At 71.8% G+C, this 15,649-nt stretch carries 12 protein-coding genes; 6 read left to right on the top strand and 6 right to left on the bottom strand.

Going from position 1 to position 15,649, the window contains the following annotated elements; translation table 11 throughout:
* Positions 1-84: 84 nt before the first annotated feature.
* Positions 85-936, top strand: a complete 852-nt coding sequence (locus KME66_RS19395; RefSeq protein ID WP_216324126.1) for a DUF3558 domain-containing protein — start codon at positions 85-87, stop codon at positions 934-936.
* A 195-nt stretch (positions 937-1,131) separates the two neighbouring features.
* Positions 1,132-1,944: a DUF3558 domain-containing protein gene (locus tag KME66_RS19390; RefSeq protein WP_216324124.1), complete on the top strand. Its 813-nt coding sequence runs from the start codon at positions 1,132-1,134 to the stop codon at positions 1,942-1,944.
* 7 nt (positions 1,945-1,951) lie between these two features.
* On the opposite strand, the gene KME66_RS19385 is transcribed toward KME66_RS19390, so the two are convergent.
* Entirely contained in the window at positions 1,952-3,526 is a 1,575-nt protein-coding gene (locus KME66_RS19385) for a tryptophan 7-halogenase (RefSeq protein ID WP_216324121.1), read from the bottom strand.
* Positions 3,527-3,685: 159 nt separating this feature from the next.
* On the opposite strand from KME66_RS19385, the gene KME66_RS19380 reads away from it, so the two are divergent.
* Complete coding sequence (locus KME66_RS19380) at positions 3,686-3,943, top strand: DUF6269 family protein (protein WP_216324118.1); 258 nt, start codon at positions 3,686-3,688, stop codon at positions 3,941-3,943.
* 99 nt (positions 3,944-4,042) lie between these two features.
* Here KME66_RS19380 and KME66_RS19375 read toward each other — a convergent pair whose 3' ends face one another.
* Entirely contained in the window at positions 4,043-5,938 is a 1,896-nt protein-coding gene (locus tag KME66_RS19375) for a BTAD domain-containing putative transcriptional regulator (protein ID WP_216324115.1), read from the bottom strand.
* A gap of 237 nt (positions 5,939-6,175) precedes the next feature.
* On the opposite strand from KME66_RS19375, the gene KME66_RS19370 reads away from it, so the two are divergent.
* Positions 6,176-6,385 carry a hypothetical protein gene (locus tag KME66_RS19370; RefSeq protein ID WP_216324112.1) on the top strand — a complete coding sequence of 70 codons (210 nt, stop codon included), beginning with the start codon at positions 6,176-6,178 and terminating at the stop codon, positions 6,383-6,385.
* A gap of 27 nt (positions 6,386-6,412) precedes the next feature.
* On the opposite strand, the gene KME66_RS19365 is transcribed toward KME66_RS19370, so the two are convergent.
* From KME66_RS19365 to KME66_RS19350, 4 genes are all read right to left on the bottom strand, one after another.
* Entirely contained in the window at positions 6,413-9,400 is a 2,988-nt protein-coding gene (locus KME66_RS19365; protein ID WP_216324109.1) for a BTAD domain-containing putative transcriptional regulator, read from the bottom strand.
* Between the two features lie 133 nt (positions 9,401-9,533).
* Positions 9,534-9,758 carry an acyl-CoA carboxylase subunit epsilon gene (locus KME66_RS19360; RefSeq protein WP_216324106.1) on the bottom strand — a complete coding sequence of 75 codons (225 nt, stop codon included), beginning with the start codon at positions 9,756-9,758 and terminating at the stop codon, positions 9,534-9,536.
* Positions 9,759-9,768: 10 nt separating this feature from the next.
* On the bottom strand, positions 9,769-11,316 hold the full coding sequence (locus KME66_RS19355) for an acyl-CoA carboxylase subunit beta (RefSeq protein WP_216324101.1): 1,548 nt from the start codon (positions 11,314-11,316) through the stop codon (positions 9,769-9,771).
* An 11-nt stretch (positions 11,317-11,327) separates the two neighbouring features.
* Complete coding sequence (locus KME66_RS19350; RefSeq protein WP_253208406.1) at positions 11,328-12,401, bottom strand: polyprenyl synthetase family protein; 1,074 nt, start codon at positions 12,399-12,401, stop codon at positions 11,328-11,330.
* A gap of 225 nt (positions 12,402-12,626) precedes the next feature.
* Here KME66_RS19350 and KME66_RS19345 point away from each other — a divergent pair, with 225 nt between their 5' ends.
* Together KME66_RS19345 and KME66_RS19340 are read left to right on the top strand one after the other, a co-directional pair.
* Complete coding sequence (locus tag KME66_RS19345) at positions 12,627-13,298, top strand: hypothetical protein (protein ID WP_216324097.1); 672 nt, start codon at positions 12,627-12,629, stop codon at positions 13,296-13,298.
* A gap of 110 nt (positions 13,299-13,408) precedes the next feature.
* Positions 13,409-15,586 carry an MMPL family transporter gene (locus KME66_RS19340; protein ID WP_216324095.1) on the top strand — a complete coding sequence of 726 codons (2,178 nt, stop codon included), beginning with the start codon at positions 13,409-13,411 and terminating at the stop codon, positions 15,584-15,586.
* The last annotated feature ends 63 nt before the right edge of the window (positions 15,587-15,649 follow it).

The following is a 15,649-nucleotide window of genomic DNA, read 5'->3' as shown; positions in this document are numbered from 1 at the left end:
CGTGCGATACACATTGTGTCCATCGGCCGCCTTCGGGCGGCAACTCGTTTTCCGTACCGAAGGGAGCCTGGGACGGTGCGACCCATGGCGTACGTACCCGGCGTCGCTCTGCTCGGCGTACTCGCCGCCGGCTGCAGCACAGGCGCCGGCGGCAACGCGAACGGCGCCGACAGCAAGGCGGGCAGCCCGACGGTCACCCCCGCGCCCCCGGGCAAGTACCTGACCCTGCCCGCCCCCTGCCGCGCCGTTCCGCGCTCGACGCTGAAGGACCTGCTGCCCGGCGCCGCGGAACTGCCCGGGGAGCAGCAGGACAGGGTCTTCCGGGGCTCGGCGGCGGTCACGTACGACACGGACCGCAAGGTCGGCTGCAGCTGGAAGGCCGACGCGCCCAGCGCCACACGGTCGCTCGCCATCGACTTCGAGCGCGTCGTCTCGTACGACCCCGCGGTCAGCGACGACGACCGCGCCGACACCGTCTACGCGAAGAAGGTGAAGGCCGCCGGCCTGTCCTCCTCGGTGACGCCCGTGCCGACCGGCGAGCAGGACGGGAAGGGCGAGGAGAGCGGGAAGGCGAAGGACCCGGCCGACGCCGGCGGCACGGATTCCGCCGCCCCCTCGCCCTCCGGGAGCAGCGGCGAGGACGGCGGGGAGAGCGCCGACGGGACCACCGGGAGCAGTGGCAGCCCGGACGAGGCCCTCCCCTCGCGCCTGCTCGACGACCTCGGAGATGCCGCATTCCTCCAGGATCTGCCCAAAAGGGCTGATTCCACCTCGCAGCACCACACGGTGAGCGTGGTGTTCCGCACATCGAACGTGGTCGTGACCGTCCGGTACGCCGAGCAGCCGGCCCTCATCACCCAGACCCCCGACGCGAGGGAACTCCAGGAGAAGGCCCAGGCACTGGCCCGGAAGCTGGCCGAGACGCTCAGCGAGTAGACGCCCTCCGGCGGGCCCCCACCGGCCGGTTCTCAGGCCTCCGGAGGCCCTCGGCGGCGGCGCGGCACACCGGCCGCCCGTCGTACCGTGGCTGTCCGGAAGACGTACCGACCCGCTACCGAGCCCACCCGCACCCGCACGAACCGGGACCTCCAGCACCACGAGCCCCCTCCGTGCCATCCGAGTGAAGGAACCATGCACCGATCTGCCCCGCGCCTGTCCCGCATCCTCGCCTGCGCCGCCGTACCGGTGATGCTCGTAGCCGTCGGCTGCTCGTCGGACTCCGGCTCCGACGGCAAGAAGAGCGCGGGTTCCTCGTCGTCCGGCACGGCCGCGCCCACGCCCTCGGAGCCCACCGTCGAGCCGGCGAAGTTCACCGATCTGCCCGACCCGTGCGGCTCGATCGGGAAGAAGACCATCGAGGACCTGGTGCCCGGGGCCAAGAAGAAGGGCGGCACGGCGGGCGGGTCCAGCGACCTGTCGGTCCGCGGCAGCTGCTCCTGGAACGGCCTGGACGACCAGGGCATCAAGGGCTCGCAGTACCGCTGGATGGACATCGGCTTCACCCGGTTCGACTCGGACCAGTCCCTGGGCAGCGGCGCCGAGCGCGCCACCGAGGACTACGGCAAGCAGGTCGCCAAGGCGAAGGCGTCCGAGGGCGCCAAGAAGGTCGCCGCGGAACCCGCCGACGGGATCGGCGACGAGGCGACCCTCGTCACGTACGGCCTCAGCAAGACGGACGAGGACTTCGTGTACGCCACCGTCGTGGCGCGTACGGGCAACGTCGTCATCACCCTGACGTACAACGGCGCGGGCTACGCGGGAGCGAAGACCCCGTCGTCCTCGGACATCGTCAAGGGCGCCCAGAAGGCGGCGAAGGAGGCGGTCGCCGCGGTCGAGAAGACCGCCGGCTCCGGGGGCGCCGACGAGGATGCGGACAAGGGCTCGGGCAAGGGCTCGGACAAGGACGCGGGCGACGGCTCCAAGGCCTCGCCCAAGGCGGGCTGACCGGCGGTCAGCAGGGGGCGGTCCGTGCCGTGGGGAGGCCGTGGAGCCGTCGCAGGTACTGCCCCGCCGTCGGCAGCGTCTCCAGCAGGATGTGCTGCTGACGCTTGATCCGGACGAAGTGCGCGTCGGCCACCTCCCGGGCGTCCTGCCGATGGGCGAGGGACGCCCGGAAGGCCCGGCCGCCCGGTGCGAGCGCGGCCAGCACCCCCGCGTAGCGCAGTTCGTGGCGCTCGGGGGTCAGGGCCGCGCGGTACGCGGCCAGGCAGTCCGCGAGCTCCGGCGAGAGCGGAGCCGCGCGCCGAGCGCTCCAGTACGGTGTGTCCGCCCTGGGGGATACGTGGTGCAGCGCCTGGGCGAAGTCGCGGGCCCTGGCGGATCCGGTGGCCACGGCACGGTTGAAACGGGCCGCGGGGCCCTCCCGGTCCTGGAGGGCGGGAAAGTCCCGGACCAGCCGGTCCAGCGCCCCGAGGACCCCGCTGAGCGGTCCGCCCGCCAGGGGGTCGCGGGCGTCGGCCGCCGGCCCCAGAGCGACGCAGTTCTTCACCCACGCACGGGAGCTGTGCCCGGTGCGTGTGGCGGTGTGGCGCACGGTGGTGCGCTCGGGGTGCAGTCCCCACAGAGCGCACAGGGTGCGCGCCGCCTCCTCCGGTCCGGTCCGGTCGCCCGGGTAGGCGAGACCGGCGTCGAAGCCGTCCGCCAGCGGCATCTTCCAGGCCCAGCCGGACGGCAGTGCGGTGGCGGTCGTGAACGGGTCGACGTCGTGCTCGGCACGGTCGTACGGGACGGTGACGGCGACCGCGCGGTCGCACCCCGGCCGGTCGGGGGCGTCGGCATACGGCTCGCCCAGAAGCCCGGCGAGGATCAGGCCTTCCCTTCCGGTGCAGTCGAGGAAGAGGTCCCCCGGCACCCTGCGGCCTCCGATGGTGTGCAGGGCGGTGAGCATGCCCCGCTCGTCGCGCTCCGCGGCCCGTGGGGTGCCCCGGAGCACCCGGACGCCGAAGCGGCCGGTCGCCGTGTTCCGGAGGTATTCGGTGAACAGGCGGATGTCGACGTGCCACCCGTAGGGAAAGGCCCGTCGCCCGTCCAGCCAGCGTGGTGATTTCCGGGCGTCCATGAGGGGCGGCTCACGGAAACACGCGTAATCGGCGTTCTCGGTGCTCTCTCCGTTCGCCCTGCGCCGACGCCAGTGGTCGAGCAGCAAGGAGTCCTCGCATTCCGGGATATCGGAGCACGGGTCGTAGAAATAGTCGGAGCTGCCGTTCTTCAAGGTGCGCGGGGACAGTTCCATGGGACCTTCGGTGCGCCAATTGACGTAGCGGACGGCCGCCTTGAAGGATGCCCGGCAATTCCGCATCCATTGCTCTTCAGGAATACCGAGCCGGTCGAAGAGTTCCCGCTGGAACTCCGGCTCGACGGACACCACCTGTGGGACCTGCGATTCTTCCGGTGCGCCGGGCCGTTCGGGCGTCTCCAGCACGGCGATGGAGACGGTCTCACCGAATGCGGAAGCAAGCCGGGCAGCCGCTGTCCAACCGACGGCCGTGCCGCCCACGACAACGATGCTCGTGATGTGACTGTCCATGAAACGAGCCTTCCCTCATTTCATGTACGGCAGCTGTATCCGGGCTGTACGGGCCTGTATCGACGTATACAGATCCGCCGGATATTCCCTATGCCGACGCGGCCGAACCTGGTGATGCGGGACCTGAACGGGGCCCGGAACGCATCTCAGGAGGAAGAAATGTTCGAGGCCGAATCCGGCACCTCTCAGGTCCGGCATCCGCTGGCCGTCCTGGCGGAAATCGAGGAGCGCGGGACGCTCGATCAGGAAGTGCTGCTGCGTGACAGTGCCACCCCGTGGGCGGACCTGCTGGCGGACTACGCCGACGCGCTGACCGCACTGGCCGCGGCGGCCCCGGGCGGCGATGCGGGAGCGTCGGGCATCCCGGAGATACCGGTCTACGGCCTGGACGCGGGACACGCGGGCGGCTGCGGCTGACCCTCAGGGCTGAAATGCCCTGTGTGCCGGCCCGGGTCGCGGGGCCGGCACACAGGGCGGGCTCGCGTGGAGAGGGCCACGCGGGACGCCGCGCGGGGTTCAGCAGGGGGCCGGGGCGTGCCGCGGCTGGAGGAAGAGCTGGACGAGCGGCGGGAATCGGTAGCACAGCCCGTTCGCGCCGTCGGCGCTCCACGCGTCCAGCAGCTGGGCGTCCACCAGTCGTTCCAGCAGTTCCTCCGCCTCGTCCGCCGCCGTGCCGAGCAATGCGGCGGCGTCCCCTGCGGTGAGCCTGGTGAGGCCGGTCGCCGCCAGGGTGCCTGCGGCGGTCCGGTCGGCCGGGTGCAGCTGGTCGGCCACGTTCCGCAGCCCGGACGTCAGGTCGAGGCTGCCGAGCCGTAGTTCCGCCAGTCTCCGGCCGGGCCGGGCCAGCCGGTCGGCGAGCATCCCGGCCGTCCAGTGCGGGTGAGCGGCCAGCCGGGCCGCCGCGATGCGCAGTGCGAGGGGCAGCCGGTCGCAGGACTCCGCGATACGGGCGGCCGCCTCTGGCGACGCGGCGAGCCGTTCGGCTCCCGCGACAGCGGCGAGGAGCTGTCCCGCTTCGGCGGGTTCCAGGGGGCCCAGGCGCACCATGCGCAGGCCTTCCAGGGAGGCGAGATGGGAACGGACTCCGGTGATGAGGGTGCGGCTCGGTCCCTCACCCGGGAGCAGGAGGCGTACGTGCGCGTCGTCGAGGGCGTTGTCGAGGACGACGAGCAGGCGGCGGGTGGAGAGCAGGGTGCGGTAGAGCTGGATCCGTTCGTCGAGGGTCGCCGGGATGCGCTCGGGTGCGACGCCCAGGGCGGACAGGAACCAGCCGAGGACCTCCCGGGGAGCCCGGGGGCCGCCGTCGGCGGTGCGCAGGTCGGCGTAGAGGCGGCCCTGCGGGAAGTCCTCGCGGCACTGTTCTGCCGTCCGCAGGGCCAGTGCGGACTTCCCGGTGCCCGCGGGGCCGGTGATCACCGCGCCCCGTTGGCCGCGCAGCGCGGCGAGGAGCTCCCAGTTCTCGGTGGTCCTCCCGACGAAATCGGCGGGGGCGGCCGGCAGCGTCGCGGGGACCGGGGGGTGCCGGTCGGAGAGACCGGCGGCTTCGGTCGCCGGGAAGGCGGGTCGCCCGGGCGGGGAGATCGCCGGGGAGACCGGGGAGGTTCCCGGTTCCGCCGGGGATGTGGCGGCCGGGGCGGGCGGCGACACCGTGGCCGTCCGGCGTTCGGGGGCCTCGGGCGGGGCGAGCGTTCCCGTGAGGATCTCCTGGCGCAGGGCGCGCAGGGCGGACCCGGGGTCGATGCCGAGTTCGCCGGCGAGGATCTCGCTTCCCCGGTCGTGGACGGCGAGGGCGTCGGCCTGCCGGCCGCTGCGGAACAGGGCCGTCATCAGCTGGCCCCGGAGCCGTTCGCGGATCGGCTGTAGCGCCACCTGGCGGGTGAGTTCGGGGATCAGCTCGGTGTGGCGGCCGAGGGCGAGCGCCGCCTCCGCGTGGTCCTCCAGGGCGGCGAGCCGGGCTTCCTCCAGCTGCGGGCCCTCGGACTCCCGCAGCTGGTCCGTGACGCCGGTCAGGGCCGGTCCGTGCCACAGCCCGAGAGCCTGATGCAGACGGCGCTCGGCGTCCTGGTATCGGCGGGCCAGCAGATCGGCACGGCCGGCCGCGGCGAGGCCGCGGAAGGCGGCCCCGTCGAAGGCCGCGTCACCGATGTCCATCCGGTAGCCGGTGCCGTGGCGCTCCAGGCACAGCCGGGGGCCCAGGCGGGTGCGCAGCCGGGAGACATAGGTGTAGAGCTGCCGGGTACTCGTGGCGGGTGGCCGCCAGCCCCAGAGCAGGACCGTGAGCCGTTCGTCGGAGAGGACCGTGCCCTCGGCGAGGAGCAGGGCCGCGAGCGCGGTGCGCTGTTTGCTGCCGTCGAGTGGGACCGGGCGGCCGTCGAGTTCGGCTGCCACGGCTCCGAGGATCCTGAGGTCCATGGGAGGCCTCCCCCGCTGTCCGCGGGCCCGTTCCCCATCGCCGGGCCGCTTGCCGGGGAACCTACTGAGCTGGCGTTTTTCGTCGATATCGGGTCGATTTCGTGCTACCGAAAGCGTTCCGAAAGAGCTGCGAAAAGCCTCCTCCGTAGCGTTCTGGACATCGGCGGGGCACCGGCCCGCAGCCGACCCGGCAAGCGCACCCGGCCCGGCGACGGGCCTCGTCCAAGGAGGAACACCATGAGGACCTTCAACTCCCCGGCCATCAGGACGACGGCGGCCGGTCTGGCGGCCGGTGGGGCTCTCCTGCTTTCGGTGGCCGGCCTGGTGTACGCCGATGGGGCGGGCTCGGCCGTGGCGGGCGACGATCCGTGGACGAGCGCCCCGGTCGCCGTTCTGGACGACCCGTGGACGAGCGCTCCCGCCGCCGCGGACGACCCGTGGACCTGATGCCGGTGGTCTCGGGGCTGAACGGCCTCAGGGTCGTATGAACTCGAACAGCCTCTGCTCGTCCAGGACTTCACGGTCCCAGAGTTCTGCAAGCAGTCGGGTGCAGCGATCCTGCCAGCCCGGCGCCCCCACCTCGGTGAACAGTTCCTGTGCCGCCTTGAAGCTGCCGGCCGCGCCGGAACGGTCCGCGCGCAGCGCCTGTACGCAGCCGATGACGATCGCCGCCCGCGCCTCCAGGAAGCGGTCGGGCACCTTGACCGCGGTCTCCAGCCCGTCGCGGAGAACCACCTCCGCCTCCTCGGTCCGCCCCCGGCGCCACAACGCCTCGCCCAGGGTCCTCAGCGCATGGGCCTCGCCCCGGCGGTCACCGCTGTTCCTGACCAGTTCAAGCGCGCGCCGGGACGCCTCCTCCGCGCGTTCCCCGTCCCCCTGGTGCAGCAGCGCCTCGGCGAGACGGACGGTGCTCTGTGCCTCTCCTCTCGAGGTGCCCAGTCCACGGCTCCGGGCCACCGCCTCCGAGGACAGCACGAGACTCGCCTGCGGGTCGCCCCGCTCCAGTTCGATCTGCGCCAGGAGTCCCAGCACATGGGTCTCGGCGTAGTGGTCGCCGACCGTTCGGAAGATCTCCAGCGACCGGTGTGCCATCCGCCTGGCACGATCCATGTCTCCGCGATGGCGTTCGCACAGCGCCAGGTTCCGGAGCACCAGGGCACGTCCCTGAGCCTGGCCCTGCTCCTCGAACAGCCGCAGGGCCAGGCTGAGGCGTTCGTGCGCGGAGCCGTAGGACCACTGGACGATCTCCAGGGTGCCGATCGAGTGCAGCATCGCGGCCTCGCCCAGGGTGTCGCCGGTCCGCACGGCCGCTTCGAGGGCGCGCTCGCCGCAGTGCCGCCAGTCCTCCAGGTAGTTGCGGTTCTGGAACAGGGTGACGCTGGTGATGGCGAGGTCCCAGGCGTAGGCGGACTCGTCGTGCCCGGCTGCCTGGTCGACCAGTCCGGTGATCGAGGAGCGTTCGCTCTCGAACCATTCCATGGGGTCTTCCAGCAGGCTGTCGGTCAGGTGGCGGGGCAGCGGGTGCAGGGGGGCGGGCCCGTGGATGACGGTGTAGTCACCTCCGTAGACCCGTCGGTGGGCCTCTCCGGCGAGACCGAGCCAGGCACCACAGGCCCGCCGGAGCGCGGCTCGGCGTTCCTCCTCGGGGTCCTTGGCCTCGGCGCACTCGCGCGCGAAGAGCCGCAGCAGGTCCTGGAACCGGTAGCGGACGTGGCCGGTGGCGGCGCTGAGCGGTTCCAGGAGCTGGGCGTCGACGAGCTGTTCGATGAGGTCCTCGGCGTCGACCGGGTCGACACCGAGGAGTGCGGCGCCCACCCAGGAGGCGAAGTCGGGCACGTTCAGGGTGCCGAGCAGCCGGAACATCCGGGCCGTCTCCGGGGGGAGGCCGCGATAGCTGAGCCGGAGGCCGGCGCGTACGCCCCGCTCGTCCAGGCTGAGTTCGTCGAGCCTGCGGTGCTGGTCCTCCAGCCGGGCCACCAGGGTCCGCACCGACCAGTGCGGTTTGGCGGCCAGCCGGGCGGCGGCGATGCGCAGTGCGAGGGGGAGACGGTCGCAGAGGGCGCTGAGCCGGGCGGCGCCGACCGGGTCGCTGCCGAAGCGGTCGTCGCCCGCGACCCGGGAGAGGAGGGTGATGGATTCGCCCTGTTCGAGCGCGCCGAGGTGGAGAGGGACGAAGAAGTAGTCTCCGGCGAGGGCGCCGCCCATGCTGTCGCGGCTGGTCACGAGGACGCAGGAGCGGCCGTTGCCGGGCAGCAGCGGACGTATCTGCTGGAAGGAGACCGCGTTGTCGAGGACGATGAGCACCCGCCGTCCGTCGAGGACGCTGCGGAACAGGGCGGTGCGTTCGGCCTGTTCGGCGGGGATCTGTGCGCCGGGCACGCCGAGGGCGCGCAGAAAGCGGTCGAGTACGGCGCCGGGTCTGCGGGGTGCCTCCTCACCGTCGTAGCCGCGCAGGTCGGCGAAGAGCTGGCCATCGGGGAAGCGGGCCGAGACTTGGTGGGCCCAGTGCACGGCGAGGGCGGTCTTGCCCACGCCGCCGGGGCCGGTGATGGAGCCGACCGGCAGCGCGCTGCCCTCCAGGTGGTCCAGCAGCCGGTCGAGCGAGGCCAGTTCGCGTCGCCGCCCGGTGAACGATGCTGCGCTGGGAGGAAGATGGGCGGGGACGGCGGTCTGTGGGAGGAGTTCGGCCGGCTCGGCGGGCAGGCCGAGGCGCGGGGAGTCGGCCAGGATCTCGTCATGGAGGTCGCGGAGTTCGGGGCCGGGATCGATGCCGAGTTCGTCGGCGAGGATCCGCTGTCCGTCACGGTAGGTCTCCAGGGCCTCGGCGCGTCGTCCGGAGCGGTACTGGGCGAGCATGAGATGGGCCTTGGCCTGTTCCCGGAGCGGGTGTTCCCGTACGAAGGCCACGAGTTCGCCCATCAGCTCCCGGTGCTGGCCGAGCCGCAGGCGCAGCCCGACGTACTCCTCGTAGACGTCGAGCCGCATGTCGGTGAGCCGGGCGGCCTCCGCCTCGACGCGTTCGGCCGTGATGCCTTCGAGTGCGGGACCGCGCCACATGGCGAGGGCCTCCTCCAGGAGGGCGCACGCCTCGTCCGTGCGGCCGCGCCGGGCCGCCTCCCGTCCTCTGGCCGCGTGTTCCTCGAACTCCGCCGCGTCGATGCGGTGTTCACCGGCGTAGAGCATGTAGCCGGGGTGGCTGGTGACGAGGATGTCCTCGACGCCGACGGCGTTCTTGAGGGTCTTGCGGAGGGCGGAGACGCAGATGGCGATCTGGTTGCGGGCGGTGGCGGGCGGGTTGCCGCGCCATACGGCGTCGGCGAGGGCGTCCACGGACACCACCCGGTTGGGTGCGAGCAGCAGCATCGACATGATGGTGCGCTGGCGGGCGCCCTGGAGGGCCACCGGCCGTCCTTCGACGGTGACCTCCAACGGCCCCAGGATCCGGAACACCACCTGAAGCACGAGGAGCCTCCTGATCGCGGCCGCAGCCGTGCCGTACGGCAGGTTCCGCCGTCTCGGACTGAGTAAGCAGGGCATTCTCAGGCCCCGCAACGGGGGCGTCAGCAAGCTGCCATTTACGGTCCGGGCGGCCCGGTTACCGCCGGGCCGCCCAGGAGACCGGTGTGCAGCCCTCCGGGCGCCCCCAGTCGGCCGTGGCCACCGGCCGGGTGGCGGCCACATCGGAGGCCGGTCCGGCGGCGGAGGCGGACAGTGCGGTGAGGAGGGCCGTGACGGCGGCGAGTTCCTCGGGGCTGGGGCAGCCGCTGATCACCTTGAACAGCGCCGGGGCCAGGGCTCCTTGGAGTGCCGGTGCGGACATCGGTTTCTCCTCACTGGGGTGGATTGCCGTGTTTGCGGGAGGGCAGCACGGCGTGTTTGGCGCGCAGCATGGCGAGTGCGCCGATGAGTGCCGTCCGGGTGTCGGCGGGGTCGATGACGTCGTCCACGAGCCCGCGTTCGGCGGCGTAGTAGGGGTGCATCAGCTCGGCCTTGTACTCCTTGACCAGCAGTTCCCGCAGGGCGTCGGGGTCCTCGGCCGCCGCGATCCGGCGGCGGAAGACCACGTTCGCGGCTCCTTCGGCGCCCATCACAGCGATCTCGTTGGCGGGCCAGGCGAAGGAGATGTCGGCGCCGATGGAACGGGAGTCCATGACGATGTAGGCGCCGCCGTACGCCTTGCGCAGGATCACCTGCACCCGGGGGACCGTGGCGTCGCAGTAGGCGTAGAGCAGCTTGGCACCGTGCCGGATGATGCCCCCGTGCTCCTGGCCGACGCCGGGCAGGAAGCCGGGTACGTCGACCAGGGTGACGAGCGGAATGTTGAAGGCGTCGCACAGCTGGACGAAGCGGGCGGCCTTCTCGGACGCGTGGATGTCGAGCACTCCGGCGAGCACCCGGGGCTGGCTGGCGACGATCCCGACGACGTCGCCGTCGAGCCGGGCGAGGGCGGTGATGATGCTCCCGGCCCAGCGCTCGTGGATCTCCATGTACTCGCCGTCGTCGACGAGTTCCTCGATGACCTCGTGGACATCGTAGGGGCGGGTGCCGTCGACGGGCACGAGGTCGAGCAGCCGTTCGCAGCGCCGGTCGGCCGGGTCGGCGGTGGCGGTACGGGGCGGCTTCTCGCGGTTGTTGGAGGGGAGCATCCCGATGAGGTAGCGGACCTCGGCGATGCACGTCTCCTCGTCGTCGTACGCGAAATGCGCCACGCCCGACGTCTCGGCGTGGACGTCGGCGCCGCCGAGGCCGTTCTGGGTGATCTCCTCGCCGGTGACCGCCTTCACGACGTCCGGGCCGGTGATGAACATCTGCGAGGTCTCACGGACCATGAACACGAAGTCCGTCAGCGCCGGGGAGTACGCGGCGCCGCCCGCGCACGGGCCGAGCATCACACTGATCTGCGGGATCACACCCGAAGCACGCGTGTTGCGCTGGAAGATGCCGCCGTACCCGGCGAGCGCGGAGACGCCTTCCTGGATACGGGCGCCGGCGCCGTCGTTCAGGGACACCAGCGGGGCACCGGCCGAGATGGCCATGTCCATGATCTTGTGGATCTTCGTGGCATGGGCCTCACCCAGCGCCCCGCCGAAGATCCGGAAGTCGTGCGCGTACACGAAGACCGTCCGGCCCTCGACCGTGCCCCACCCGGTGATCACACCATCGGTGTAGGGCCTCTTCGCCTCCAGGCCGAAACCCGTCGCCCGGTGCCGGCGCAGCTGCTCGACCTCCTTGAACGAACCCGGGTCGAGGAGCAGCTCGATGCGCTCGCGGGCGGTCAGCTTGCCCTTGGCGTGCTGCGCCTCGGTCGCCCGGGGTTCGCCTTGGAGTACCTCGCCCCGGATCCGGGTGAGTTCGTTGATCCGCTCGTCCAACGTCATGGCCGATCCCTTCATGTCGTCGGGCCGGTTTCGGCTCGGCCGGACCGGAGGGCGACGACGTCGCAGAGCTCTTCGAGCGCGCGGCGGGCGGGCAGGTCCGGCAGGGGGCCCAGGGCGGTACGGGCGAGCTCCAGCCGTTCGTGCATGACGGCACGGGCCCGCGCGGTCGCGGGTGAGCGGCCGAAGAGTTCCAGCGCCCGGCGGTGATCCGCGGCTCCGGCGCCCGGTCCGGCGTCGATCAGCGCGCGCAGCTCCCGGTCCCCGTCGTCGTATCCCGCACGGACGAGCAGCACGGGGAGGCTCGGCACCCCGGCGAGCAGGTCCTTGCCCTGCTCTTTGCCCGTGACCTCAGCGGGCGCGTGGAGGTCCAGCAGGTCGTCGGCTATCTGGAAGGCGATGCCGAGCTGCTCGCCGTACTCGGTGAGTGCTTCCGCGTACGGGGCAGGGGCGGCGGCCTGGACGGCGCCCATGCCCAGCGACATGGCCAGCAGCGCGGCCGTCTTGCCCGCGGCGACCTGGAAGTAGTGGGCGACCGGGTCCTCGCCCGGTACGGGCCCGGTCAGTTCGCGCAGTTGCCCGGAGACCAGCCGCCCGGCGGTGTGGGCGTTGAGGCGTACGGCTTCGGCGCCGAGGGCGGCGGCGAGCTGGGCGGCCCGGGCGAGCAGCCAGTCCCCGCCGAGCACCGCGACGTGCTCGCCCCAACGGGTGTGGACGGTGGGCACGCCGTGCCGGGTCTCGGCGCCGTCCATCACGTCGTCGTGGTGGAGGGAGGCGAGGTGGACGAGTTCGGAGATGACGGCCGCCTGGGTCACGCCGTCCCGCCAGGACTCGCCGAACTCGGCCCCGAGGAGGACCAGCAGGGGCCGCAGCCGCTTTCCACCGGCCGCCACCAGATGCCCGGTGACCTCGGCGATCCGCGGGTCGGGGGCGCCGGCCGCACAGTCCTGGAGCTGCTTCTCCGCCCCGGCCAGCGCCTCCGCGATCCGGGCCTGGAAGCCGGGTTCGCCGCGGACGAGGCGTCCGATGAGGCCGTCGGGGCGGCGCAGCAGGGACAGAGCGCCTTCGTACCGGTCATGGACGTCCACGGGCACTCCTCCGTCGCACGGCGAAACATCTGTCCGCATATCGGCCACCACTCTCGGTCGTGGCCGATCCGCCGGGCAACGGTGCTGGCATGAAGGTGCCAGAACGGCACGGACCGGCCGGGGACACGGGATTGTCAGCTTCGTGCCAACCTTTTTCCTCACAGTCCCCGGCCTCGCGGCCCGCGCATACGCTCCGTGACGGAATCCCGAGGAAAGGCAAGTAAATTGCGCCACCGCATCGCGCTCGTCGCGCTCACGGCCGGGCTGTTCTCCCTGACCGCACTCCCCGCCTCCGCCACGGCCGCCTCGCCGGGCTCCGGTGCGGGCCAGGAGTGCACGGACGTGAAGCTGTCCGGGGAACTTCCCCTCCCGCCCGCGGGTATGGCTGTACGGCAGCAGGTCACCATAGGCCCCGACTGCACTCCGGTGCCGGGCGCGGTCCGACTGGTGCCGAGCTCCGCCGCCCCGGCCGTCGCCGCCTCCTCGCGTACCGCCGCGGAGACCAGACAGGTCCGCAGCCGCTCGGAGATGTACGACTGCTGCAACATCCGGATGACCGGCCTCTACACAACGTCCGACTGGTCCTTCGACGGCACCGCGGTCACCGCGTCGGCCACCGACGCGACCCAGGAGTGGAACCGCGAACCGTGGAACGCGGGCTGGTCGCTGAAGTCCTCCGGCAAGAGCGCCGACTGTCTCGCCGGCTGCCCGGTCTCGGTCAACGCGGCACAGGCGGAGTTCTCGTACCAGGGCGTCTTCGACCCGACCGGGGTCTGGTACGCGAACAAGCACTCCACCACCGTGACGCTCAAGGCGGACGGCACGGCGTCCTGCGAGTTCGACGTCGAGCTGAAGCACAGCTTCGTCGGCTGGAACTGGCAGCGCGGCTGCGAGTGAGCCGAACGGCCCGGGCGGCATGTTGATGCCACATACAGCTGCTCCCCGGGCCCGACCGGACTGCTGGACTCCACACTTCAGGCGTCCTGGAAGTCCCTCGAAGGAGCACCATGTTCGGAAGGATCGGGCGGTCCGCCGTCAGACACCCCTGGTTGACCATCCTCGCGTGGCTGGTCGCCGCGGTCGCTGCGGCCTCGCTCGCGCCCCCGCTCAAGTCCGTCAGCGACCAGGCCGAGTTCCTGCCGTCGCACTACGAGTCGGTGCGGGCGGCCGAGATTCAGGAGCGTGCCTTCCCGCAGCAGGAGCAGCCCGCCTCCATCGCGGTGTTCCGGCGCACCGACAAGGCCGTGCTCACCGACGCCGACAAGGTCGACGTGAAGCGGATCGCCGCGGCGCTGGACGAGGCCGGGCTGAAGAAGATCAAGAAGGTGACGACGGCCCCGGAGGCGGTGTCCCCGAAGGGCGAGATCGCCCTGGCGAACATCAACGCCACCACGAAGAACGCCTACGCCCCCGAGCTGATCGAGTCGGTGAAGGAGCTGCGCGAGAAGGCGCGGCCCCTCCTGGAAGGCACCTCCCTGCACATGGGAGTGACCGGAGCCTCGGCCACGGCCCTCGACTCCCAGGAGTCGGCGGGCGACACCGACGCCATGATCATGATGGCCACTCTGGTGCTGATCATCCTGCTGCTCGCGGTGATCTTCCGCAGTCCGCTGATCGCGATCCTGCCGGTGATCATCATCGGTCTGGTCTTCGGTGTCGCGGTCGGGCTGATCTCGGCCACCGCCGAACTGGGCGGCTTCCAGGCGGACGCCTCGATCACCTCGATCCTGGTGGTGGTGCTGTTCGGCGTCGGAACGGACTACATCCTCTTCCTGCTCTTCCGCTACCGGGAGTCCCTGCGTACGGGCAAGTCTCCGAAGGAGGCCATGAGCGAGGCCGTGGCCCGGGTCGGCGAGACCATCGCCTCGGCCGCCGGAGCGGTCATCACCGCCTTCCTGGCGCTCCTGCTGTCCAGCCTCGGCATGCTGCGGGCCATGGGCCCCGCGCTGGCCATCTCGGTGGCGGTCACCCTCGTCGCCGCGCTGACGCTCGTACCAGCGGTGTTCTCGCTGCTCGGGGCCAAGGCGTTCTGGCCGTCGAAGGCCTGGCGCAAGCAGCCCGACCACGGTTTCGCCCACCGGGTCGGCACGCTCATCTCGCGTCGGCCCGGCCGGGTGGCCGCCGCCTCCGGCGGGCTGCTCGCGGTGCTCGCCGTGGGCGTCTTCAACTTCACCCCCCAGTTCGACAGCACCGGTTCCCTCCCCGACGACCTGGAGTCGGTGCAGGCCGCGGCGGACGTGCAGCGCGGCTTCTCGGCCGGGCAGACCGACCCCACGTGGGTGCTGGTCCAGGCCGACGACGGCAAGCGGCTCGACCCGGCACAGCTCACGGCGTACGAGAAGGAGCTCCGGGCCACCGGTCTCGGCCAGGTCACTCCGGCCGCCGTCGGCCCGCAGGGCGACACCGCACAGTTCGGGGTGGTCCTGAAGCAGAAGCCCGCCAGTGACGAGGCGGTCGAGCTGGTCGCCGGTCCGCTGCGGGACGCCGCGCACGAGGCCGCCCCTGAGGGCACCCGGGCGGTCGTCGGGGGCACCACGGCGGTGCTCGCCGACATCCAGCACGCCACCTCGCGCGACTACTCCCTGGTCTTCCCCGTCGCGGGCCTCGCCATCATGGTCATCCTGGGGCTGCTGCTGCGCAGCGCCATCGCGCCCTGGTACCTGATGCTCTCGGTCGGTCTCGGCTTCGCCGCCACCCTCGGCTCCACGGTCTGGCTGTTCCAGGGCGCCATGGGCGAGCAGGGGCTGCTTTTCACCTTGCCGGTGGTGGTGTACCTGTTCGTCGTCGCGATCGGCACGGACTACAACATCCTCATGGTGGCCCGGATCCGGGAGGAGATCCGGGACGGCAGCAGTCCGGCGGAGGCCGTACGGCGGGCGACCACCCACTCCGCCTCCACGATCGCCGCGGCCGCCGTCATCCTGGCGGGCACCTTCGGCGTACTGCTGCTCGCCGAGAACTCGATGCTCCAGCAGATGGGCTTCGCGGTCGGCTTCGGCATCCTGCTGACCGCCTTCGTGATGGCCCTGCTGCTGGTCCCCGCGGTGACCACCCTTCTGGGCGGCCGGGCCTGGTGGCCCGGCGGCCGGGGAGCGGCGGAACAGCAGCGGCCCGGGAACGCTGCCGCGGAGGACGACCGGCGCGTACCGGTCACCGCCCATACCGGTGGTGACCACAGCGCCTGACCGGCCGTCGGATCGATCCGGACCGACGGCACGACCGAACGACCGGATCGCGTCCGGCACATC

Origin of the sequence: Streptomyces sp. YPW6 (genome assembly GCF_018866325.1) — a bacterium.
In the GTDB taxonomy this organism is placed as follows: domain Bacteria; phylum Actinomycetota; class Actinomycetes; order Streptomycetales; family Streptomycetaceae; genus Streptomyces.
This window is presented reverse-complemented; position numbering and strand designations above follow the sequence as displayed.

Coding starts and splice junctions, on each gene's coding strand:
- KME66_RS19385 (WP_216324121.1), bottom strand. CDS start 3,526: ATGGACAGTCACATCACGAGCATCGTTGTCGTGGGCGGCACGGCCGTC.
- KME66_RS19370 (WP_216324112.1), top strand. CDS start 6,176: ATGAGGACCTTCAACTCCCCGGCCATCAGGACGACGGCGGCCGGTCTG.
- KME66_RS19395 (WP_216324126.1), top strand. CDS start 85: ATGGCGTACGTACCCGGCGTCGCTCTGCTCGGCGTACTCGCCGCCGGC.
- KME66_RS19375 (WP_216324115.1), bottom strand. CDS start 5,938: ATGGACCTCAGGATCCTCGGAGCCGTGGCAGCCGAACTCGACGGCCGC.
- KME66_RS19355 (WP_216324101.1), bottom strand. CDS start 11,316: ATGACGTTGGACGAGCGGATCAACGAACTCACCCGGATCCGGGGCGAG.
- KME66_RS19340 (WP_216324095.1), top strand. CDS start 13,409: ATGTTCGGAAGGATCGGGCGGTCCGCCGTCAGACACCCCTGGTTGACC.
- KME66_RS19390 (WP_216324124.1), top strand. CDS start 1,132: ATGCACCGATCTGCCCCGCGCCTGTCCCGCATCCTCGCCTGCGCCGCC.
- KME66_RS19360 (WP_216324106.1), bottom strand. CDS start 9,758: ATGTCCGCACCGGCACTCCAAGGAGCCCTGGCCCCGGCGCTGTTCAAG.
- KME66_RS19380 (WP_216324118.1), top strand. CDS start 3,686: ATGTTCGAGGCCGAATCCGGCACCTCTCAGGTCCGGCATCCGCTGGCC.